The 20,381-nt window shown below is 59.3% G+C and carries 23 protein-coding genes; 3 read left to right on the top strand and 20 right to left on the bottom strand.

What is annotated here, in order from left to right; genetic code table 11:
* Positions 1-21 precede the first annotated feature (21 nt).
* Positions 22-930, bottom strand: coding sequence for a LysR family transcriptional regulator (locus tag BLU39_RS01115; RefSeq protein ID WP_092708486.1), 909 nt, complete (start codon positions 928-930; stop codon positions 22-24).
* 127 nt (positions 931-1,057) lie between these two features.
* Between BLU39_RS01115 and BLU39_RS01120 the strand changes: the two genes are divergently transcribed.
* Positions 1,058-1,237 carry a tautomerase family protein gene (locus tag BLU39_RS01120; protein ID WP_090185740.1) on the top strand — a complete coding sequence of 60 codons (180 nt, stop codon included), beginning with the start codon at positions 1,058-1,060 and terminating at the stop codon, positions 1,235-1,237.
* 12 nt (positions 1,238-1,249) lie between these two features.
* On the opposite strand, the gene BLU39_RS01125 is transcribed toward BLU39_RS01120, so the two are convergent.
* Genes BLU39_RS01125 through BLU39_RS01185 form a run of 13 tightly spaced genes read right to left on the bottom strand, consistent with a single transcriptional unit; the run spans position 1,250 to position 12,513 of the window.
* Positions 1,250-2,341, bottom strand: a complete 1,092-nt coding sequence (locus BLU39_RS01125) for a porin (protein WP_092708489.1) — start codon at positions 2,339-2,341, stop codon at positions 1,250-1,252.
* 43 nt (positions 2,342-2,384) lie between these two features.
* Positions 2,385-3,038, bottom strand: a complete 654-nt coding sequence (gene maiA, locus BLU39_RS01130) for a maleylacetoacetate isomerase (protein WP_092708492.1) — start codon at positions 3,036-3,038, stop codon at positions 2,385-2,387.
* Between the two features lies 1 nt (position 3,039).
* Entirely contained in the window at positions 3,040-3,756 is a 717-nt protein-coding gene (locus BLU39_RS01135) for an ABC transporter ATP-binding protein (RefSeq protein WP_092708495.1), read from the bottom strand.
* Positions 3,753-4,505, bottom strand: coding sequence for an ABC transporter ATP-binding protein (locus BLU39_RS01140; RefSeq protein ID WP_092708498.1), 753 nt, complete (start codon positions 4,503-4,505; stop codon positions 3,753-3,755). The genes BLU39_RS01135 and BLU39_RS01140 overlap by 4 nt, the downstream gene beginning before the upstream one ends.
* Entirely contained in the window at positions 4,502-5,512 is a 1,011-nt protein-coding gene (locus tag BLU39_RS01145) for a branched-chain amino acid ABC transporter permease (protein WP_092708501.1), read from the bottom strand. Before BLU39_RS01145 ends, BLU39_RS01140 begins: the two co-directional genes overlap by 4 nt.
* A complete protein-coding gene (locus BLU39_RS01150) occupies positions 5,512-6,432 on the bottom strand; it encodes a branched-chain amino acid ABC transporter permease (protein ID WP_090185719.1) in 921 nt (306 codons plus the stop codon). The genes BLU39_RS01145 and BLU39_RS01150 overlap by 1 nt, the downstream gene beginning before the upstream one ends.
* Positions 6,433-6,443: 11 nt before the next feature.
* Positions 6,444-7,616, bottom strand: a complete 1,173-nt coding sequence (locus tag BLU39_RS01155) for an ABC transporter substrate-binding protein (RefSeq protein ID WP_092708504.1) — start codon at positions 7,614-7,616, stop codon at positions 6,444-6,446.
* A gap of 27 nt (positions 7,617-7,643) precedes the next feature.
* Positions 7,644-7,967, bottom strand: coding sequence for a non-heme iron oxygenase ferredoxin subunit (locus BLU39_RS01160; protein ID WP_090185711.1), 324 nt, complete (start codon positions 7,965-7,967; stop codon positions 7,644-7,646).
* Between the two features lie 7 nt (positions 7,968-7,974).
* The gene (locus BLU39_RS01165; RefSeq protein WP_092709823.1) at positions 7,975-8,451 is read right to left on the bottom strand and encodes an aromatic-ring-hydroxylating dioxygenase subunit beta; all 477 of its coding nucleotides are present in this window, start codon (positions 8,449-8,451) and stop codon (positions 7,975-7,977) included.
* The gene (locus BLU39_RS01170; RefSeq protein ID WP_092708507.1) at positions 8,451-9,710 is read right to left on the bottom strand and encodes an aromatic ring-hydroxylating dioxygenase subunit alpha; all 1,260 of its coding nucleotides are present in this window, start codon (positions 9,708-9,710) and stop codon (positions 8,451-8,453) included. Before BLU39_RS01170 ends, BLU39_RS01165 begins: the two co-directional genes overlap by 1 nt.
* Positions 9,703-10,428 (bottom strand): fumarylacetoacetate hydrolase family protein, encoded by a 726-nt coding sequence (locus BLU39_RS01175; RefSeq protein WP_092709826.1) that lies wholly within the window; start codon positions 10,426-10,428, stop codon positions 9,703-9,705. The genes BLU39_RS01170 and BLU39_RS01175 overlap by 8 nt, the downstream gene beginning before the upstream one ends.
* 37 nt (positions 10,429-10,465) lie before the next feature.
* The gene (gene gtdA, locus BLU39_RS01180; protein ID WP_254788847.1) at positions 10,466-11,515 is read right to left on the bottom strand and encodes a gentisate 1,2-dioxygenase; all 1,050 of its coding nucleotides are present in this window, start codon (positions 11,513-11,515) and stop codon (positions 10,466-10,468) included.
* Between the two features lie 11 nt (positions 11,516-11,526).
* On the bottom strand, positions 11,527-12,513 hold the full coding sequence (locus BLU39_RS01185; RefSeq protein ID WP_090185983.1) for a 2Fe-2S iron-sulfur cluster-binding protein: 987 nt from the start codon (positions 12,511-12,513) through the stop codon (positions 11,527-11,529).
* 110 nt (positions 12,514-12,623) lie between these two features.
* Here BLU39_RS01185 and BLU39_RS01190 point away from each other — a divergent pair, with 110 nt between their 5' ends.
* Entirely contained in the window at positions 12,624-13,556 is a 933-nt protein-coding gene (locus BLU39_RS01190) for a LysR family transcriptional regulator (RefSeq protein WP_092708513.1), read from the top strand.
* On the opposite strand, the gene BLU39_RS01195 is transcribed toward BLU39_RS01190, so the two are convergent.
* From BLU39_RS01195 to BLU39_RS01215, 5 genes are all read right to left on the bottom strand, one after another.
* Positions 13,553-14,125 (bottom strand): cytochrome b, encoded by a 573-nt coding sequence (locus BLU39_RS01195; protein ID WP_092708516.1) that lies wholly within the window; start codon positions 14,123-14,125, stop codon positions 13,553-13,555. The two genes, BLU39_RS01190 and BLU39_RS01195, sit on opposite strands and share 4 nt — an antisense overlap.
* 23 nt (positions 14,126-14,148) lie before the next feature.
* On the bottom strand, positions 14,149-14,586 hold the full coding sequence (locus BLU39_RS01200; RefSeq protein ID WP_092708519.1) for a DoxX family protein: 438 nt from the start codon (positions 14,584-14,586) through the stop codon (positions 14,149-14,151).
* A 131-nt stretch (positions 14,587-14,717) separates the two neighbouring features.
* On the bottom strand, positions 14,718-15,428 hold the full coding sequence (locus BLU39_RS01205) for an MlaA family lipoprotein (protein ID WP_092708522.1): 711 nt from the start codon (positions 15,426-15,428) through the stop codon (positions 14,718-14,720).
* 74 nt (positions 15,429-15,502) lie between these two features.
* Positions 15,503-16,267, bottom strand: a complete 765-nt coding sequence (locus tag BLU39_RS01210) for a MipA/OmpV family protein (RefSeq protein ID WP_092708525.1) — start codon at positions 16,265-16,267, stop codon at positions 15,503-15,505.
* Between the two features lie 36 nt (positions 16,268-16,303).
* Complete coding sequence (locus tag BLU39_RS01215; RefSeq protein ID WP_217635037.1) at positions 16,304-16,990, bottom strand: TetR/AcrR family transcriptional regulator; 687 nt, start codon at positions 16,988-16,990, stop codon at positions 16,304-16,306.
* A gap of 174 nt (positions 16,991-17,164) precedes the next feature.
* On the opposite strand from BLU39_RS01215, the gene BLU39_RS01220 reads away from it, so the two are divergent.
* Entirely contained in the window at positions 17,165-19,600 is a 2,436-nt protein-coding gene (locus BLU39_RS01220; RefSeq protein WP_217635038.1) for a glycoside hydrolase family 95 protein, read from the top strand.
* Here the strand turns inward: BLU39_RS01220 and BLU39_RS01225 are convergent, their stop codons facing one another.
* Positions 19,601-20,353 carry a ZIP family metal transporter gene (locus BLU39_RS01225; protein ID WP_092708531.1) on the bottom strand — a complete coding sequence of 251 codons (753 nt, stop codon included), beginning with the start codon at positions 20,351-20,353 and terminating at the stop codon, positions 19,601-19,603. It abuts the gene before it with no gap.
* Positions 20,354-20,381: the final 28 nt, after the last annotated feature.

Below are 20,381 nucleotides of genomic sequence, written 5' to 3' on the forward strand. Positions count from 1 at the left end.
GTGTCTCCCCATGAATTATTTTTAGTCTAATTTTCCCTGCTGCGCCAACTCCAACAACTTGTCCACCAGATGCCTCACCTTTGGCCGCAGGTGTGAGGTCCTGGGCCACACCGCATGGACATCAACCTCATGCGTGGTGAACTCGTCGAGCACGGTTACCAGTTGGCTCGCTTCAATGTGCTGCCGAAACAGCGCCAACGGCATCTGACACAGTCCTATGCCGGCCAGTGCGGCATCCATCATCGCTTCACCATCGCTGATCTGATACGTCGGTGGTGGCGCAAAACGGCTAGGCACGCCCTCTTCGGTCAGATGCCACGCCAGTGGCCTGCCGCGACGATAGCCGACAATGCAGCGGTGCGCCGCAATGTCCGCCAGCGTGCGCGGCTTGCCAAACTTGCGCAAATACCCAGGGGTGGCGCAAATCACCCAGCGGTGACTGGTCAGCTTACGCGCCACCAGGTCGCTGGAATCTTCCAGAGCACCAAAGCGGATGGCCAGGTCAACGCCCTCCTCCAGCAAGTCGATGACGTGATCCGTGAAGGTCAGCGTCAGTTGCAGCGCCGGATACGCCTTGCCAATCTCCAGCAGGATAGGCAGCATGACTTTGCGACCAAAGGCAGCCGGCATATCGACCCGTAACCTGCCTGCTGGCTCCTGCAGACGACTACCCAGGCTGCCTTCGGCCTCGGCTATTCCTTCCAGTGCCTGCGCACAGACGCCGAAATAAGCCTCGCCGTCCGCCGTCAGCGACAAGTGGCGGGTGGTGCGATGAAACAGCTTGACGCCCAGCCGCTCCTCGAGCCGGGAGACTGCCTTGCCGACCGCTGATTTCGAAATTCCCAGTCTTTCTCCGGCCTCGGTAAAACTTGATGACCGCGCCACGGCGACAAAAGTGGCGATGCCGCTTAATGATTCTATTTCGATCATACCAGCTCCATTGCTGCAAAACAGAGCCTCATTGTAGATAATAAGTTGACGCTATGGTGAGGCACAGCCTGTTTATCCAAAGCCGACGCTACTTTAAGCTACAACCTTTACTCACCTGGAGAACATTATGCCTGTCGTACGAGTCACCTGGTTTGAAGGCAAAGAAGCCAAAACCAAGGCAGTGGTTGCTGCCGAAATCACCGAAAGCATCGTCAAGCACACCGGCACGGACGCAAACTACATCTACGTCGTTTTTGAAGACGTCAAGCCGTCCGACTGGGCCGGTGCCGGTAAACTCTTCGGATAAGCTCGCGCAGCGTTAGAAGCTATGGCGCAGACCGGTCATCACACCGTTCTGCGCTTTCCCCGCTCCCACCGTTCCGCCAGCATCCAGCGACACCGCCGAGGTGCCGCTATTTTTCATCCGCCCCAACGCCGCATACACCGCTGTACGCTTCGAGAAGTAATAGGTCAGGCGGCCCACCAGCATGGTCACATCGTTGTCGCTGCTTTTTTGGTTGCGGCGCGCTACCTGCGTATCGAGCGTGACAAACGGCGTTACCGGATAACTTACGCCGAGATAGTACAGATCGGTCTCGGTCAGCCCCGTCACCGCACGTGTGCTACGATCCATGACACCAGCGCCAATCCTGGCATCACCAGCTTTGAGATAGCCGTTCAGCATGAGGCGCTTGTCGCTGTTATTGCTGCTGCTAAGGCCGTTGGCCGCGCCGGTGTTGCCGTACATGATGTCATAGGCGACGTTGAAACCGTAGCCCGGCGTTTCATACCCCACCAGGCCGGTCACTTGCCGACACGCCTTGGCGTTGCCCGGGACTTCGCCACCGCAATTAGTGCCGCCCGGGCCGCCCGCAGCTGAGTTGTCGCGGCCAGTGCTGTAGGTAGCACCCACGACTACGTTGTTAAACCCGCCGTAATAACCAACCGCATTGTCGCTGCGCGCATTGGGGATGTAAGGGTCGATGCTGCTGATCGAGAACAGGTTCGGCCCCATGACATCCGACTTGAGCATTGCCATGAACGTCATGTTGACTTGCCGGCCAATCGTGACGGTGCCGAAATCGCCCTTCAGCCCGACCGATGCCTGCCGGCCGAACAGCCGGTTACCTTGGCTTAAACCACCGGTATCCATCAACAAACCAGCTTCCAGTGTAAACACCGCCTGCAAGCCGCCGCCGAGATCTTCCGTGCCACGAAATCCGATGCGTGAAGGGAAGGAGCCGGTCAAGGTCGGCATCTTAGTGATCGAGTGGCCGGCGGCATCGGCGTTGGTGGTGTGCACAATGCCTTCGTCCAGCAAGCCATAGATGGTGACCGAGCTTTGCGCCATCGCCGTGCCAGCACTGATGGCGGCCAGCAGTGCGGCTGCGCCTTGTATCGCATTTTTCATTTTTGTCTCCGTTTTTATAGTTTGGTACTACTTACAACGCCGCTTATTCGGCGTCAGGTTGGCGTGCGGGATGGGCTTGCGCGAATGCCTCCAGCTTCTGGCATTCGGCATCAATTGCCCGCAGCGTCGGATAAGGCGCAAGATCAATGTTGAAGCGCTGCGCATTAAACAGTTGCGGCACCAGGCAGCAGTCCGCCATGTTGGGCATATCACCAAAACAGAAGCGGCCGCGTTGCGGCGCGCGCGCCAGCTCCTCCTCCAGTGCATCCAGCCCTGCCTTGGTCCAGTGCGCAATCCAGGCTTGTTTGACATCGTCGGGCTGGCCCATCGGACCGGATAGGTATTTCAGCACCCGCAGGTTGTTGAGCGGATGAATATCGCAGGCCATCGCCAGCGACAGCTGACGTACATAGGCGCGGTCAGCGGCGGCTTCAGGCAATAGCGGCGAGTGAGGGTATTGCTCTTCCAGGTATTCGATAATCGCCAGCGACTGACTGATATCGATACCCTGCTCGCTCAGCACCGGCACCAATCGCTGCGGATTGAGCGCAGCGAACGGCGCGCCGAACTGCTCGCCGCCATTCCGGTTCAGGTGCACTGAAGCGTATTGGTACGCCAATCCCTTCAGATTGAGCGCGATGCGGACGCGATAGGCGGACGAGCTGCGAAAATAATTGTGAAGGATGCGTTCTGACATTTTAAACTCCGAGGTATTGATGAATAATTTCTGGTTCGCCGCGCAGTTGATGTGAGTCACCGCTCCACACCACGGTGCCCCGCTCCATCACGTAGTGACGATCGGCCAGTTTCAGCAGCGCCCCTACGTTTTTGTCGATAACGATTTGCGACAGCCCTTCCCGCTTCAGTGCCGCCAGCGCATTCCAGATTTCAGTGCGGATGATCGGCGCCAGTCCTTCGGTCGCCTCGTCCAGCACCAATAGGCGGGGATTGGTCATCAACGCGCGGCCGATGGCCAGCATCTGCTGTTCTCCGCCGGACAACTGCCAACCGAGGTTGCTACGCCGTTCCTGCAATCGCGGGAAGAAGCGATACACGCGCTGCAAAGTCCAGGGCTCCAGCTGGTTGCCGGCACGCGGCACACGCGCGGTGGCTACCAGGTTTTCCTCGACCGTCAGGTTGGTAAAGATCTGCCGGCCTTCCGGCACCAGCCCCAGGCCGAGCCGCGCGATCTGGTGCGACGCCATCTGCGCCAGCGGCTGACCGCCAAAGACGATGTTGCCGGCCTTCGCCGCCAGCAGTCCGAACAGGCATTTGATGGTGGTCGAGCGGCCCATGCCATTACGCCCGAGCAGGGTGACGACCTGACCGGCATCGACCGCCATCGACACGCCGAACAGGGCTTGTGCATGGCCATAGGACGCCTGCAAGCCATCGATTTTCAGTAAGGTGCTCATGCTTCGATGCCCTCCTCTCCGAGATAAACCGCCTTGACTTCAGGATGGTTCCTGATCTCATCCGACGTCCCGGTGAAGATCACCTTGCCGTACACCAGCACCGTGATGCGGTCGGCCAACGCAAATACCGCGTCCATGTCATGCTCAATCAACAGGATGGAATACTTACCTTTGAGCCCCGCCAGCATCTGGATCACAGCATGGGATTCCTGCACACTCATACCGGCCATCGGCTCATCGAGCAGCAGGAATTTGGGCTTGGCGGCCAATGCCATCGCCAGTTCCAGTTGCCGCCGTTGGCCGTAGGCGAGATCGCCGGCCATGGCTTCCGCCTGAGGCGCCAATCCACACGCGGCCAGTGCCTCGTCGGCCTGCCGCGCCAGATCGCGTCGACCGAGTAGCGGCTGCCAGAATCGGAAGCCGTGTTCGCGCGCTCCCAACGCTGCCAGGGTGACATTTTCCCGCACCGTGAATTGCTCGAAGATCGAAGTGATCTGATACGACCGTAGCAAGCCACGCCGCGCACGCTGATCGATCGGCAAGCCGGTAACGTCTTCGCCGTTGAAATGGATGGCGCCGCTGTTGGAAGCCAGTTCGCCCGAGAGCTGGTTGATCAGCGTGGTCTTGCCTGCACCGTTCGGGCCGATGATGGCATGTAGCTCACCAGGACGAATATCGAGCGAAACGTGATCGGTTACCAGAATGCCGCCGTAGCGCTTGACCAGCGCCGAAGTCTGGAGCGCGCTCATGGATGCTCTCCAGCAGGCACCGGCACCCCAGCCTTGGGCTTCGCCGCTGTTGGGGCCGGCCGATGGGCGCCCCAGCTGTCCAACAGCCCGGCAATACCGCCCTTGCCCAACACGCCGATCAGTACAATCACCAGGCCAAACACGGCCATCCAGTATTCGGTAGCCATTTTCAGCACTTCCTCCAGGCCGAGGAAAGCCAGCGCACCCAGCAATGGGCCAAACACGGTGCCGATACCACCTAGTACGATCATGACGATCAGATCACCGGAGATCATCCAGGTCAGCGTCGACGGCGAGGCAAAGGCTGTCAGATTGGCCAGCAGCATGCCGGCCACGCCGCACAACACTGCAGACAGCACATACGCCCCCAACTGGTAGCGCGTACTGCGCAGGCCGATCGCATTGATGCGACGTGGATTCTGCCGTGCGCCACGCAACACCATGCCGAACGGCGCCACCCGCAAGCGCGCGGTCCACCACAGCACCAGCGCCAACAAGGCAAGCGCCACCCAGTACACCGTACCGGCCTGCCCCAGATCGGCGCCGAAGAACTTGCTGGTAGCGGCGATGGTGGTGCCGTCGTCACCGCCATACTGCTTCAGGCTGACAAACACAAAGTAGCCCATCTGCGCGAAGGCGAGCGTAATCATGATGAAGCCGATACCGGAAGTGCGCAGGCTGACTGCGCCAGTGACCAGCCCGACCAGGCCGCACACCAGCACGCAACACAACAAATGCAGCCAGCCGTTGTCGATGCCGTGGAACGCCGGAATCGCCACGCTGTACGCGCCCAGTCCCAGGAACAAGGCATGACCCAGGCTGACCAGGCCGCCGAAGCCCAGCGCCAGGTTCAAAGCGCTGGCGGCAATCGCATAAATGATGATGCGGGCGAAAAACGCCAGATAAAATGGCTGTTCCGTCAACTGCGCGATGGCTGGCACGGCTGCCAACGCGAGCAGCAACAACAGCGGGACCAGCACCGCTGGCTTCAGGGATATGGTGTTCATCAACTTCTCCCTGCAGGGAACAGGCCCTGCGGACGGATGGCAAGCACCAGCGCCATCAAAACATAAATCAGCATCGATGCCAGTGCCGGCCCCGCCGCATTGGCGACCTCGCGACTGGCGACTTCGCGCAGCAAGGCTGGCAGGAAAGCGCGGCCCAGCGTGTCGGCCACGCCGACGATCAGCGCGGCATAGAAAGCCCCGCTGATCGAACCGATGCCGCCGATGACGATCACTACCAGGGTGGTGATCAGCACCGGCTCGCCCATACCGGACTGGATCGACAGAATGGGGCCGGCCATGACGCCGGCCAAGCCCGCCAGTGCCGCGCCCAGCGCAAACAGCAAGGCGTTGAGCAGTTTGATGTCCACACCTAGCGCGCCGACCATGGCTGGATTGACAGCGCCAGCGCGGATCAGCATGCCAAGGCGCGTCTTGTGCATCAACAGATGCGCGCCCAGCGCCACCAGCAAGCCAACCACGATGATCGCGAAGCGGTACGACGGATAGCTGATGCCCAGCAGATCGACCGTACTTTCCAGGAAAGCTGGCACCGGCAGGAAGTAAGGCTGCGGCCCCCAGACGATACGCACCAGCTCATTGAAGAACAGCACCATGCCGAAGGTGGCCAGCACATGGTCGAGGTGATCGCGCCGGTACAAGCGGGAGATCGCTAATCGCTCAAGCAAGAAGCCCAGCACCACGCAGCCGCCCACACCAGCCAGCAGAGCCAGCCCGAACGACTCGGTATGCGTGTAGGCGCTCGCTGCGAAGTAGGCGCCCAGCATATACAGCGAACCGTGCGCCAGATTGACGAAGCTCATGATGCCGAACACCAGCGTCAGCCCCGCCGCCAACAGGAATAGCAACACCCCCAACTGCAAGCCATTCAGCAGTTGGGTCAATAACAGACTCATACTCATGATCCGCTCCGTTACGGTAGGCGGCACTGTGCGGCGTAGGCGTCGCGGTGCTGCGTCAACGGCGTGGCCACATTCTTGACAACCGGCGCGCCACCTTCCTTCGCCACCTGGAAGGCGTAATAATTCTGGATAGGCAGATTGTTCTTGTTGAAGCTGAACGGTCCACGCACCGAGCGGAACTGGTCGCCGGACGCTTTGACCGCCGCCGCCAATGCACGTTTATCACCTGCTTTGCCCTGCAGCTTGCCAACCGCAACGTTCAGCAGCCGGCCAGCGTCATAGGCCGCCGCCGCATACTCGCTCGGCACGCGCTTGTACTTGGCCGTGAACGCTGTGACGAAGGCGCGGTTTTCCGGGTTGTCCAGCGCCGCATCCCACATCGCGCCGAAGGTGGTGCCCACGGCGGCATCACGTAACGCCGGCATGGTGACGCCGTCCACCGTGAACACGGAATAGTTGGGCAGCTTGGTCAGCAGGCCGGCCTGGCTTAGTTGACGGATGTAGTTGACACCCATGCCGCCTGGATAGAAAGCAAACACTGCGTCAGGCTTGGCAGCCTGCAGTTGGGCGATTTCCGACGAGTAGTCGGATTGGCCTACTTGAGTGTAGACCTCATCGACCACCTCACCTTTGAAGTAGCGTTTGAAGCCTGCCAGCATGTCCTTGCCTGCCTGGTAGTTCGGCGCCATGAGGTAGACACGCTTGATACCCTTGTCCTGCATGTACTTGCCCATGCTCTCGGCGGCGCCATCGTTTTGCCAGGCCACCGAGAAGATATTCGGCGCACAGCTGGCGCCGGCTATCGGCGACGGACCGGAGTTGGTCAGGATCGCTACCGTACCCGATTCGGTCAGGCTTTTCAGGCTGGCCATCATCACGTTGGAGAAACTCAGGCCGACAATGGCATCCACCCGATCCTTGTCGATCAGCTTACGCACCGCCTGGCTGCCGATCTCCGGCTTCAACTGGTCGTCCTCCTTGAAGACTTGCACCGCCTGGCCGCCGAACTTGCCGCCGGCCTGCTCCAATGCCAGCATAAAGCCGTCTACCTGGTCTTGACCCACCACGGCCTGGCTGCCCGTCAGCGGCGCCATTAGTCCGACCTTGATTTGCGCCATCGCGCTGTTGGCGGTGCACAGCACGCCGCACATGGCCAGGGTTGCCCAACTATTCTTCGTTTTCATCTTTGTCTCCGTATATTTTTTAGTGGTTCAGATGTCGCCGAGGTCTACATACACCCGTCCGTTTTCTATCTTGACCGGATAGGTCCGTATGTCCACAGTCAGCGGCGCACACATGGCTTTACCGCTGCACACGTCGAATCTGCCCTGATGCAGTGGGCATTCGATTTCCGTGCCTTCCAAAAATCCATCACTCAGACGGGCGTGGCCGTGGGTGCAGATGTTGTCCGTTACATAGACTTGTCCATCGACGCCATAGAAAGCCAGCTCCCGGCCTCCCACGTCGACGGCAACCACATCTTCGTCCGGCACCGCATCTTGCGCTACCGCGTCTATCCAGGTTTCAGTCGTCATGGCAGCCTCAGATCGGATAAATTAAAGAGTTCGGAATCATCTCGGTGTCGTAAATGCACAGGCGCGATTCAAGTCGCAGGCCGTCGGCAGTACGACGGATACGATCCAGATAGCGGCCGGCGTTGAACACCGTGGTTTCCTGGCTTAGCTTGGTGCGGAACACCGTGTAATTGGTTTCGGTGACGATGACGGCGCCGTCATCGCTGACAATCAACGGCTGGCCGACCACGTGACGCTGGTAGTACGGGTCATGGAACAGTGTTTCGCGAATGCCGTAGGCGCGGTCGCGCAACATGCCCTTGCTCAGCAAGGCCAGCGTCGCCAGCGGGAAGCCGCGTTCATAGTTCTCGCGCGGCTGCACCTTGTACTCGCAGTCTTCGGTGAACAGCGCGATCCAGCGATCCCAGTCGTTGCTGTCGACGGCGGCGCTGTAGGCAGCGTGCAGCTGGCTGATGTCGAAATAGGTTTGCAGTTGGCTCACGATCACACCTCCATCACTTTGCGCCAGTAGTTGTACATGCCGCGTATCAGTGTTTCCGTGACCATGTGTTCGGTGTCTTCGCACTCCAGACCGCCCAGCTCCGCCAGTGCACGGTGGAATGGCTTTTGCTCGAAGCCCTGTTGCGAGAATTCGATCACCTCGCCGTCGTCGGCCGAGACAAAGCCCGCCGGGCCGAACAGATTGGCCTGGATCAGACGGCGCTGCGTCATTTCCTCGGTGTCGTCCTCGAAACCAAAGTGGGTCCAGACGAAATCGAAGGAGCCGTTGCCGTTGGGCTGGATATGGCGGGTCGACACGCTGTTGACCTGCTGCTGGAAAATCACGCTCGGGAACACAGTCATCATCACAGCGGTCGGGCCTCCCCACCATGCCTCCGGTACGATATCGAGCAGGCGCTTGTCCTCGATCTCCATGCTTTCCTTGAAGCTGGTGACGCCGGCAGTGACCTCGGCCTTCTGGCCGCCGGTGCCTCGCGTGGAAATCATGGCGGCATGGCGGAACTGCTGGTCCATACGTAGCGCCGACTTGTTATCGGCGCGCCACAGGCCGTAGGTAACGAACCAGGTGTGCAGCAAGCCCGGATGGTATGGGTCTTTGATGTTTTCCTGCATCAGCTTCCAGTTGCCCGGAATGCGCTGGCGGTTGTAGCCGAGGATCTTCAACTGCCGGCCATTGAACAGGCGGTCGAAATACGACAGGATTTCCGGTCCCAGGAAGTCTTCCAGCGGCTCCACGTCGTGATCGAACGAAGCGAAAACAACGCCGCCACGGGTGGCGACCTTCAGCTTGGTCAGGCCGTGATCTTCGGTCTTGAAGTCCTTCGGCATGCCGCCATTGACCTTGCCGTCCTGCTTGACGCCACGCCGGAACGGCACACCCTGCAGATCGCCCTGCAGGTTGTAATTCCACTGGTGATAGGGACAGACCAGTTCCTTCTTGTTGCCATGACGCTCGCGGCAGAACTGCATGCCGCGATGCGCGCAGACGTTTTCCACCACCGTGATGCCGCCGTCCTCACGACGCACCATGACCACCGAGCGCTCACCGACTACCGTGCGCTTGAAGTCGCCATGGTTGGGAATCTCGGCCTCCAGACCGACATAGCACCAGTGGTTCTGGTAGAAAAAGCGCTCCAGTTCGCGCTTGTAGAGGTCGGTATCAGTGTAGGCCCAGAATGGGATCCGGCTGGACCCCTGCTGATCCCATACCGGCTTGATGGGAAAAATGGGCTGCTTATTCATGATCTTTCCCTTTGCCGACACGGACCACAATCTCGCCAAGGCCGGCGATGGCGCCACGCATTTCATCGCCCGCCACCACGGCGTTCACGCCCTCCGGCGTACCGGTCATGATGATGTCGCCAGCTTCCAGGGTTTCGTACTGCGACAGATAGGAAATCGATTCCGCCACCGACCAGACCAGTTTGTTGATATCCGAACCCTGGCGCGGCGCGCCGTTGACGGTCAGCGTGATCGCTGCATTCTCCGGGTGGCCAATCGCGGTTGCCGTGTGCAGCGGGCCGATTGGCGCCGACTGCGAGAACGATTTGCCGAACTCCCACGGGCGGCCCTTGTCGCGGGCATCCAGTTGCAAGTCGCGACGCGTCATGTCCAGGCCGACGGCGTAACCGTACACATGTTCCAGCGCTTGCTCTAACGGGATATTCGCGCCGCCCTTACCGATCGCCACCACCAGCTCAATCTCGTGATGGTAGTTGGCGGTCTTCGGCGGGTAGTCGATGGTAATGGCCTCGGCACCGGCGCGCACCGCCGCATTGGCCGGCTTCATGAAGAAGAAAGGCGCCTCGCGCGTTGGATCCTTGCCCATTTCGATGGCATGTGCCGCATAGTTGCGGCCCACGCAGAAGATGCGGTTGACCGGGAACACGGCGTCCTGGCCGGCGATTTCCAAGGTATTGATGGCGGCTGGCGGGATGGCGTACTGCGTGGCGTATTGCATGGTTTGCTCCAATGGTTATCGTTATTCAATGCGTGGGTTAGCGCTTTTCCTCGCGCCACATGCCCAGCGCCTGCTGGACCGGACGGTCGGAAAAGCTGAAAAGAACGGTTTCGCTGTCGGCGCTCAACGTCAGCGTGTACCAGGGCGGTACGACGAAGACGTCGCTTTCAGCGAAATGGAAGATTTCTTCACCGATCTGCGCGCTACCGCTGCCTTCCAGGCAGACGTACACGGTGCCATCGGTGCAGCGATACGGCTCGGTCTTGAAACCGGCTGGCAGCAGCTGGGCAAAGGCGCCCATGGTTGGCATCGGCGACGCGCCGGTAGCTGGATTTACATAGCGCATCTTGTGGCCAAGATGCTTGTCGGCCGGCGCGCCAGCGGCAATGGCGGTCAGCGCGGCGCGGGTTTGCGCGTAGGGATAGACGAAGATCTTGGTCGGCTCGTGCGACGCCTGCTGGAAATCCACCGGCAGCAAATTGCTGCCATAGCGCGCCAGCGCATCGCCCTCGGGTCGACTGGTGTCCTGCACCGCGTGATCGGAATGCTCGTGGAAGCCTGTGTCGAAGAAGCGCACCAATGGAATGTCGAGGCCATCCAGCCATACCACCGGCTGGTCGCCCAGGTTACCGTGGTCGTGCCAGGTCCAGGCCGGCGTGATGATGAAATCGCCGCGATGCATGGTGGTGCGCTCGCCATTGACGGCGGTGTAGGCACCCTCGCCGTCCAACACCAGCCGCAGTGCGGTCTGCGTGTGGCGGTGCGCCGGTGCCACCTCGCCGGGCATGATCATCTGCAGACCAGCGTACAACGACTGCGTAATCGAGGAGTTGCCACGCAATGCAGGGTTTTCCAGGATCAGGACGCGGCGCACCGCTTCCTCGGCAGTAATCAGCGTTCCTGACTCCATCACATGCTCGCGCACATCGGCGTAGCGCCACAGCGCCGGCACTTGCTTGGGACGCGGCGTGTTTGGCACCAGCGTGCCCAGCACCTCCCACAGAGGCGTCAGGTTGTATTGATCGATGCGGCGATAAAATTGTTCGCGTGCCGGATCTTGCGTCGCGGCCTTGGTGTTCGAGTTCATCTGGGTCTCCATCAGGTGGCACTGGCATAGAACGCGTCGGCATAGACGTGTTCAGGTTGAATTCCGCGTCGACGCAGCAGCAACGTAGCGGCATCGACCATCGGCGGTGCGCCACACAGGTAAGCGCGCCAACCGTCGAGATTGGGCAGATCTTCGGCCACCGCGTCGGTGACCAGGCCGCGACGATGCACGCCATCACGTTCGCCCATGGCGACAATGATCTGTACGTGCAGGTTGGGATGCTGTTCCGCCATGGCAGCCAGTTGCTCGGCACAGTAGATGTCCGCCGGCGAGCGCACGCCGAAATAAACGTGCATCTCGTTTTGCATGCCTGTCGCCAGCGCACCGCGCAGGATCGACAGCACCGGCGCCAGACCGGTGCCGCCGGCGATGCACAGCATCGGTCCCTCGTGCTTTTGACGCAGGTAAGCAGTGCCCATCGGGCCGCTGACGCGCACGCTGTCGCCAACTTTCAGGCTGTCGCGGATATAGCCGGTAACACGGCCGTCCGGCACCAGGCGCACATGGAATTCCAGATGGCCATCGCTGTCCAGACTGGCCATCGAGTAAGGCCGGATGTGCTGCGGCGTGAATTGCAACATCGCGTATTGACCTGGCGAGAACGACAGCGGCTTCGAACATCGCATGACGATGCGCTTGATGTCGTGGGTAGCATCTTCGATTGCTACTACCTCGGCTTTAACGATACGTGCCGGATGGGTGACGATCTCGTCCGGCTCAGGGACTTCGATGACGCAGCTTTCGTTCAGAGTGCTCATGCACGCCAGCACGTAGCGGCCTTCATTCGGGTTGGTGATCTTGGCTTCCTGGCCAGATTCCACCACCCGCCCTTCCAGCACTTTGCAGCGGCAGGTGCCGCAGCGGCCGGCGGTGCAGCTATACGAAATGGGGATATTGTTTTCGCGGAGAACTGCCAGCAGATTATCGCCGGCGTTCACGGGCACGCTTTGGCCCAGCGGTTGTACGATCAGTTCCATCATTCGATCCATGTCTCGTAGTTCTGTTTTGTGACGAGTATAGGAACTGATGTAATATAAATATATAGAATCTCGTGAATGAACAAAATCACTCAAATGAATATTACTTTATGGAACTGAAGGACGTAGACCTGAACTTGCTGCTGGTTTTCCACCAGTTGCTGATGGAGCGGCGGGTGTCGATCGTGGCAGAGAAGCTTGGCCTCAGTCAGCCGGCGGTCAGCAACGCGCTTAAGCGGTTGAGGCTGTTGCTAGGCGATGAATTGTTCCAGCGCACTTCAAAAGGAATGGAGCCAACGCCTTACGCCAACCAGTTGGCGGAGCCTATCGCATATGCCTTGAGCACCATCCATAGTTCGCTCAACGACAGGCACAGCTTCGACCCGCTGACCAGCAATCGCAAGTTCACCTTGGGTGTGACGGATATCGGCGAAATTTACTTCTTGCCGAAGCTGATGGACGTGCTGGCCAAGGTGGCGCCGCGTGTAACGGTGAGTTCGGTCCGCAATACAGCGGTCAACCTGCGCGATGAAATGGAAGCTGGCCACGTCGACCTGGCGATTGGCCTGTTACCGCAGTTGAAAGCCGGATTCTTCCAGCGCAGGCTGTTCCACCAGCGCTATGTATGCATGTTCCGCGCTGGCCACGCATTGGACAAGCCAAAATTGACGCTCGATGAATTCTGCGCCGCTGACCACGTGGTGGTGGTGGCAGCCGGCACCGGCCATGCCGATATGGATGCGACCATTGAGCGCAAAGGCATCAAGCGCAAGGTCAAACTGACAGTGCCGCATTACGTCGCCGTCGGCCACATCATCAGCACCACCGACATGATTACCAGCGTACCGGAACGCTTTGCCCATGCTTGTGTGAAGCCGTTCAACCTGCGTTATGTGGAGCATCCGGTGGTTAAGACGCCGATCGACATCAACGTCTTCTGGCACGCCAAGTACCACCGGGATCCCGGCAACCAATGGCTGCGCAGCCTGATCTTCGACTATTTTTCGGACCAGGCTGCTCCAGCGACCGAGGCCGCAATTTAGCCCTTGCGGCCGCGTCCGGGCAGCATGCTGAGTAAAACGCCATCCTTATGGACCAGATGGTGTTTCAGCGCTGCTGCTGCATGGCCGAGCACCATCATGCCCAGACTCCAGGCCAGCAACTGATGCACAAGCTTGGCGAGATCGTAGTATTGCGGCGCCGGTCCGACCAACGGCGGCAACTGAACTAGGCCGAGCACCATGATCGGCTTGTCGGCCACCGAACTCCACATCCATCCCGACAGCGGCAGCGCAATCAGGGCAAAGGCATATAGCGCGTAGTGGCCGAAGTGAGCCGCGCGCTGCATGGCGGGTGACATCGTTGCCGGCAAGGCCGGCAACGGATGTGTGATGCGCCAGGCTATGCGCACCGCTGACAGGAACAGCACGGTGCTGGCGATCGCCTTATGCAGGAACGTCAGTTGGTGGTGGGGGTTGAGTTCATCGCGAAAATGCACCGCGATGAAGCCAATCACCCACGCGCCGATCCAAATGGCCGCCATCAGCCAATGCTGAAATTTGGCGGCGGGGTGATACGACGATACGGTGGGTAATTTGTTGAGATTGGCCATGTCGAAATCCTGGGTGAATGGGGTCAGTTAAAACGGCCGCTGGCGCCGCCCAGACTGAAGCGCCCTGCACCCAGCAATGCCACCGTGACAGCGCCGAAGAAGAACATGCCTTGCAACTCCAGTGCCCAGCCACCCGTCTCGTTGAGCGTGAAGAACTGACTGGTGTGCACCAACAGGATAGCAACGATCATGTTGATGGCAACGATCAGCGCCGCCGGGCGGGTGAACACACCCACCAGTATCAGCAGGGGAGCGACAACCTCGCCGACATAGACCAGATTACCCAGGACGGCCGGTGCACCGACCTGAGCCAGCATGTCGCCGACAAAGCCAATGCCGCCGATTAGTTTCGAGACGCCGTGAAAGAGCAAAGTAACTGCGAGCGCAACGCGCAGGACTGATTTACCGGCATCGTCCGTGCTGGTGCGAATGGAACTGGCAGGGGTGGTTTGGGCTTGCATGATTACTCCTTAGTTGAATGATGGAGAAATGATATCTTCGATTTCAGGGTTAATAAATACCTGTTTGGCGATCAAACTATTTCCCCTAGATTGACAATTGGGGCGCATCCGCCCCTAACCACCCCGGCTATTTACTGATGTATCTCTATTTGCTGTGCACGCCGGTTGAGCCATGCATCGCGGACGACCGCATATTCATCCAACGCCAGCTCGCGCATGCCGTCCACCTGTAGCCCACGGGCACGCCCATCCGCCATTTGCAGTAAGGTCAGCTTATCTGCAACGCCAGCACTGTCGATGCGACTGATCGGCGACAGTGGCTGGTCGCCGATCATGCCCACCGTGTCACGCACCGTGCGTGGGCCTAGCAGCGGCAGGATCACGTAACGCGAATCGCGCCAGCCCCAAGTCGCCAGCGTCTGGCCGAAGTCTTCCTGCTCGCGCGCCATGCCAAACCGCGTCGCGGGATCAAACAGCCCGCCAACGCCTACCGTTGAATTGACCACAAACCGGCCTAGCGATTGCACCGCTGGCGCCGGTCTCATCTGCAGCGCTTGATTGACTGCCGTGACCGGCTCGCGTAGGTTGCCGAAGAGCCTGGTCACGCTGGCCTGCACCGGGGCAGGGGTAACCCAGTCATAGGCCACCGCCACAGGACGAATCAGCACTTTGTCGAGCGTGCTGTTAACGCTGTAGATTCGGCGGTTATATCCTTCCCAAGGATCGCTGGCGCTGCGTTCTGCGGTGGGAGGACTTGGCGGTGGCGATTGAATCGGGCGGCTGGCACACGCACTGGTCAACAATACCGTTGCGACGAGCACAGGCGTACGGAGGGCTTTCATAGGAATGCTCCTTAGATTAGTGAAGTAAATTTACGGGGTACTACAGCGGTGCCGCGCAGGACGCGCGCCACATGTCAGAAGCGATAGATGTAGCCGAGGCTGACACCGGTCTGGCCGGATTTTTCCATCACTGGACTGTCCTTGATTGCGTTACCGAAACGGGTCACACGGACATCGGTAAATACGCTATGACGGCGTGAAAACGAGTAGTCGAAGCGTAAGCCTGCTTCGATGTTGGCGCTGGCATCGCCCTGATAAAAAGCACGATCCCCACGTACTTCATCCACGCGCACGCCGTAGTAGTAGTCGACGAATTTGCGATCAAGCCATTCCACTCCCAACCGGGGCGTGAGGCCAAAGGCTCCAAGAGCGAAGCGGCGATCCAGCTGTAGCTTGGCTCGCGTTCCCTTGCTGTGGCCAGCAGCGTCGCCTAACAATTCTGCGGAGAAGTTAGCAAACCCGGGACGCCACAGTGCAGCGCCACCAACCCATACACTGCCCTTGCGATCTGCCATGCCGGCCAGGAATGGCGAATCCTTGGCCTCAAACCCATCGCGGGCATAGCGCGCCCGCAGACGTAGCGATACAGTATCTGCGCTGTATGCCTTGAGGTCCAACGTCGGTACCGATGCACTGATCCATTTGCTTTCATACGAAATCAGCGGCAATGGCAGCACATCACGATCAATGTCGCGATAGCCCTTCTGGGTTACGTTGACGCCCGCACCCAGCGCCCAACTAGGCGCTGCCGCAGCGTCCCCCTGTGCACTGGCGGTCGACGCTGATGCGCTGGCCAACGTTAAGAACACAACGGAAGTGAAGCGAGAGAGCATACTCATGAGATCAACCTTCTTTCTGATCAGGGGGTGGAAAAATCACGGTTGGCGATCGGGACCGTAGGCCCGCATAAAAACGTCCAGGGCGCGTGCAACGGTTGCAGCCACACGCTCAGGTTCCAATGTGGTCATCACGTTGAACAGACCAAGTTGGTGAACCTCGGACTCAATAAGTCCGTAAAAATGACAGGCCATGACATGAACATCGGACTTGCGCAATTTCCCGCTTGAGCAGACCTGCTGCAAGTAGTGCCCGAGATATTGCATGGCGCGCAGCGGTCCTTGCTCGTAGTACGTGGCGCCGATATCCGGATTGACCGCAGCCGCGATGACCATGCGCTGCACGCCGAGCGACTCGGGGGTATGAAAGGCGGATAGGATGTACTCGCCAAATTTGGTCAACGTTGGCAGCACATCTGCAGCGGGGTCCAGCATTGGATTGGCCACTGGAACGGCAGCAGTAAGCTCAATGTCGGGCGCCGCACCACCACTCTGGTGCAGCAAGGCCATCATCCCGCCGCCCTGCGCGTTGGCAGAGTTCTGCATCAGCTCGGTGAACAACGTTTCCTTCGAATCGAAGTAGCGATACAGCGTCGCCTTTGAGCTCCCTGCCCTGGCGGCAATCACGTCCATGGATGCCTGGTCGAAGCCGACCTCCTGGAATACGTCACGTGCAGCTGTCAGCAGAGCCGACCGCCGCGCTTCCGTTTTTGTTCTGACCATCATTCGCTCCATTGACTCAACATAACGATACGATACCGTCTCGTTTCGTTATGGTCAAGGAAAAATGAAAGCAGATTAATCTAGTGCTGGTCAATTTCATTTCTCCATTACCGAATTTCGCAATTGAGGAATAGCGGTACTTCGTCCCAGAATGGAGAAAAAACTACGATAAGAGACATGACAACGACACGACGCAGTTTCATGGTATCCGCCGGCCTGGCATCGGCATTCCCGGGGTTGGCCAGGGCCGCAGTACAAGCGACCACGCGAGGCAGGCAAGAGCATCTCGCCCTACGGTATGAACAGGCAGCAGGCACCTGGGTTGAGGCGCTGCCAGTCGGTAACGGACGTATCGGGGCCATGTGCTTTGGCCGTATCGCACAGGAGCGGCTGCAACTGAACGAAGATACCCTGTTTGCAGGTGGTCCCTATAGCCCGAATAATTCTGCAGCGCTCGCTGCATTGCCACCGGTACGCGCTCTAGTCGCCAGCGGTCATTTTGCCGACGCAGCAGAACTCATCGAACGTTCGATGATGGGCATTCCCAAGACACAGATGCCCTACGGCGCTGCTGGCGATCTGCTTCTGAAGTTCACGGGCCTTGGCGCAGCAACGGCATATCGTCGCTGGCTGGATTTGGATACGGCCATTTGCTCTACGCGCTTCCGGCACGGCAAAGTGCAATATAAACGAGAGGTGTTTGCCAGCGTACCCGATCAGGTGATCGTTATGCGCCTGTCCGCCACAGGCGGGATGATGAATTTCGATCTCACCTACCGCCACCCATCAGACGCGATCTATGGACTGTCCGATTACAGCGGCGGCAATCAAGCAAACCGCAGCGCCGCCGTTCCGTGGGATTATCGCGAATCATCGCACACTGAAAAGCGTCCGAAGTCCCTGTCTGTCCGTGCGGATGGCGAGCGGGCTTTGCTAGTAGAAGGGAGCAACATCGCCGTAGCGGGAATTCCCCCAGCGCTGCGTTATGCGGTAGGCATCCGCGCAGATGGCGATGGCACGATAGTCGTGCGCGGAGACGGCATTGAAGTGCGGGGCGCCTCCAATGTGACGCTGATTATTTCGGCGGCAACCAGCTACATCAAGTACGACGATGTCAGTGGCGACCCTGTAGGAATCGCTCGCAAGCATGGCGAGGCTGCCGCATCCAAATCTTACTCCCGTCTGCGCAGCGATCATGTGGCTGCTCATCAGGCACTGTTTCGCCGCCTGTCGCTGCGTATTGGACCGACGGTCGCCGATGAGCGCCCAACAAACCAGCGCATTGCCGAGGCAGAGCAGCACGCGGATCCATCGTTGGCAGCGCTCTACGTTCAGTACGGCCGTTACTTGCTGCTGTCTTCATCGCGCCCTGGAAGCCAGCCTGCGAATCTACAAGGGCTCTGGAATGAGGGGAACAACCCGCCATGGGGTTCGAAGTACACCATTAACATCAATACGCAGATGAACTACTGGCCTGCGGAATCGGCTAACCTGGGAGAGTGTGTCGAGCCGCTGCTACGGATGGTGGAGGACCTCAGTGTCACCGGCGCGATCACCGCCAGACAGTCCTATGGCGCGCGTGGCTGGGTTGCGCATCACAACACCGACCTGTGGCGGGCGGCGGCGCCGATCGACGGCGCGCTGTGGGGAATGTGGCCATGCGGCGGCGCCTGGCTTTGTAAGGCGCTGTGGGACCATTACGACTATCTCCCCGATCCTGCTTACTTGCGCCGCATCTATCCGCTACTAAAAGGAGCCGCCCTGTTCTTCATGGACACCATGGTCGAGGATGCACAAGGGCGCGGACTGGTGACCTCGCCGTCCATTTCGCCGGAAAATGAACACCACAAGGGAGTAGCCACCTGCGCGGGGCCGGCCATGGATCGCCAGATCATTCGTGATCTCTTCACGTGGACCTTGCAGGCGCACCAAATACTGGATGACCATGACGCGGCATTCGCCGCTGACTTGCGCGCCATACGTGCCCGCGTGCCGGCCGATCGTATCGGCGCCCAAGGCCAGCTGCAGGAATGGCTGGACGACTGGGATGCCGGCGCGCCGGAGCAGCAACATCGGCATGTATCACATCTTTATGGTGTGTACCCGAGCGAGCAAATCAATGTGCGTGACACACCGGAGCTGATCGCCGCAGCCAAGGTAACGCTTAACACGCGAGGCGACAAATCTACCGGCTGGGCAACAGCGTGGCGACTGGCGCTATGGACCAGGATGGGCGAAGGCGAGCGGGCCTATACCATCCTGCAAGGCTTGCTCGGGCCGGAGCGTACCTACCCGAATATGTTCGACGCCCACCCACCCTTCCAGATCGATGGCAATTTTGGCGGTACAGCGGCAATTCTGGAAATGCTGGTTCAATCATGGGGCGGTGAAATCCATGTGCTGGCGGCCCTGCCTAAGGCATGGCCGGAAGGCGCGCTGCACGGGGTCCGCGCACGCGGCGGCGTGGAGCTGGACGTGGACTGGTCTCGAAGCAAGCTTAAACGCTTGCAACTGCGCGGCAAGGCTGGCCAGATTATTAAAGTGCGCTACAAACAGCGCCTGACCGAGATGACACTGGACGCGCACGGCAAGGCAACTATGACATTCAACTGATCAATCAAGGATCAGCACGACGACCAGTATGCCGATGGCGATCAGTCCTACCTGAGGCAGGCTGTCGCGCAATGTATCCTTGCGCTGCAGTTGCGGCATCAAGTGGCTGATCGCGACATAAAGAAAACCTGCGGAGGCAAACGTCAGCACATAGGGAACCAGGTTACTGGCTTTATCCAACATAAAGTAGCCGAGTACACCGCCGATCAAGGCCATCAGACTACACAGCAGGTTCAACAAATAGGCACGGGCACGTGTATAGCCCGAATTGAGCAACACAACGAAGTCGCCCACTTCCTGCGGCAGTTCATGCGCAACGATCGCCATGCCGGTCAAAATGCCAAGCGCGGGATCGGCCAGGAAAGCAGCAGCGATCATGATACCGTCGGTAAAATTATGCAGCCCGTCACCGGCCAGGACCATCCATGCACTGCGCTTTCCGCCATGATGGTGGCCGTGCTGATGGTCAGCGCTGGAAGGGCCATCATGCAAAATGCTTAGTTTTTCCAGCACAAAGAACGCAAGCAGGCCCGCCAGCAATGTGGCGAACAGGCTTTCCGCTGATGCTGTCGACTCCAGCGCTTCAGGCATTGCATGCAGTAATGAGGTCGACAGCATGATGCCGACAGAAAGGCTGACCATGCGCTCCGCCATGCGGGCCAGAAGCCCGAATGACAGAAAAGCGGCAGCCGAAATACTGACCACGCCGGAAAGGGTCGTAGTCAGCAGAATTGCGCGGAGCGTAGCGTCCATGTGATGATCTCTTCAACTCAAGTGAGCG

The sequence above is a fragment of the Janthinobacterium sp. OK676 genome (genome assembly GCF_900103595.1).
Taxonomy (GTDB): Bacteria; Pseudomonadota; Gammaproteobacteria; order Burkholderiales; family Burkholderiaceae_D; genus Janthinobacterium.

What these genes read in the sequence shown, in the direction of transcription:
- BLU39_RS01205 (WP_092708522.1), bottom strand. Translation starts at nt 15,428, where the DNA reads ATGAAAGCCCTCCGTACGCCTGTGCTCGTCGCAACGGTATTGTTGACC.
- gtdA (WP_254788847.1), bottom strand. Translation starts at nt 11,515, where the DNA reads ATGAACTCGAACACCAAGGCCGCGACGCAAGATCCGGCACGCGAACAA.
- BLU39_RS01145 (WP_092708501.1), bottom strand. Translation starts at nt 5,512, where the DNA reads ATGAACACCATATCCCTGAAGCCAGCGGTGCTGGTCCCGCTGTTGTTG.
- BLU39_RS01150 (WP_090185719.1), bottom strand. Translation starts at nt 6,432, where the DNA reads ATGAGTATGAGTCTGTTATTGACCCAACTGCTGAATGGCTTGCAGTTG.
- BLU39_RS01175 (WP_092709826.1), bottom strand. Translation starts at nt 10,428, where the DNA reads ATGCAATACGCCACGCAGTACGCCATCCCGCCAGCCGCCATCAATACC.
- BLU39_RS01115 (WP_092708486.1), bottom strand. Translation starts at nt 930, where the DNA reads ATGATCGAAATAGAATCATTAAGCGGCATCGCCACTTTTGTCGCCGTG.
- BLU39_RS01185 (WP_090185983.1), bottom strand. Translation starts at nt 12,513, where the DNA reads ATGGAACTGATCGTACAACCGCTGGGCCAAAGCGTGCCCGTGAACGCC.
- BLU39_RS01190 (WP_092708513.1), top strand. Translation starts at nt 12,624, where the DNA reads ATGGAACTGAAGGACGTAGACCTGAACTTGCTGCTGGTTTTCCACCAG.
- maiA (WP_092708492.1), bottom strand. Translation starts at nt 3,038, where the DNA reads ATGTCAGAACGCATCCTTCACAATTATTTTCGCAGCTCGTCCGCCTAT.
- BLU39_RS01125 (WP_092708489.1), bottom strand. Translation starts at nt 2,341, where the DNA reads ATGAAAAATGCGATACAAGGCGCAGCCGCACTGCTGGCCGCCATCAGT.
- BLU39_RS01170 (WP_092708507.1), bottom strand. Translation starts at nt 9,710, where the DNA reads ATGAATAAGCAGCCCATTTTTCCCATCAAGCCGGTATGGGATCAGCAG.
- BLU39_RS01220 (WP_217635038.1), top strand. Translation starts at nt 17,165, where the DNA reads ATGACAACGACACGACGCAGTTTCATGGTATCCGCCGGCCTGGCATCG.
- BLU39_RS01195 (WP_092708516.1), bottom strand. Translation starts at nt 14,125, where the DNA reads ATGGCCAATCTCAACAAATTACCCACCGTATCGTCGTATCACCCCGCC.
- BLU39_RS01160 (WP_090185711.1), bottom strand. Translation starts at nt 7,967, where the DNA reads ATGACGACTGAAACCTGGATAGACGCGGTAGCGCAAGATGCGGTGCCG.
- BLU39_RS01135 (WP_092708495.1), bottom strand. Translation starts at nt 3,756, where the DNA reads ATGAGCACCTTACTGAAAATCGATGGCTTGCAGGCGTCCTATGGCCAT.
- BLU39_RS01120 (WP_090185740.1), top strand. Translation starts at nt 1,058, where the DNA reads ATGCCTGTCGTACGAGTCACCTGGTTTGAAGGCAAAGAAGCCAAAACC.
- BLU39_RS01215 (WP_217635037.1), bottom strand. Translation starts at nt 16,990, where the DNA reads ATGATGGTCAGAACAAAAACGGAAGCGCGGCGGTCGGCTCTGCTGACA.
- BLU39_RS01225 (WP_092708531.1), bottom strand. Translation starts at nt 20,353, where the DNA reads ATGGACGCTACGCTCCGCGCAATTCTGCTGACTACGACCCTTTCCGGC.
- BLU39_RS01140 (WP_092708498.1), bottom strand. Translation starts at nt 4,505, where the DNA reads ATGAGCGCGCTCCAGACTTCGGCGCTGGTCAAGCGCTACGGCGGCATT.
- BLU39_RS01155 (WP_092708504.1), bottom strand. Translation starts at nt 7,616, where the DNA reads ATGAAAACGAAGAATAGTTGGGCAACCCTGGCCATGTGCGGCGTGCTG.
- BLU39_RS01210 (WP_092708525.1), bottom strand. Translation starts at nt 16,267, where the DNA reads ATGAGTATGCTCTCTCGCTTCACTTCCGTTGTGTTCTTAACGTTGGCC.
- BLU39_RS01200 (WP_092708519.1), bottom strand. Translation starts at nt 14,586, where the DNA reads ATGCAAGCCCAAACCACCCCTGCCAGTTCCATTCGCACCAGCACGGAC.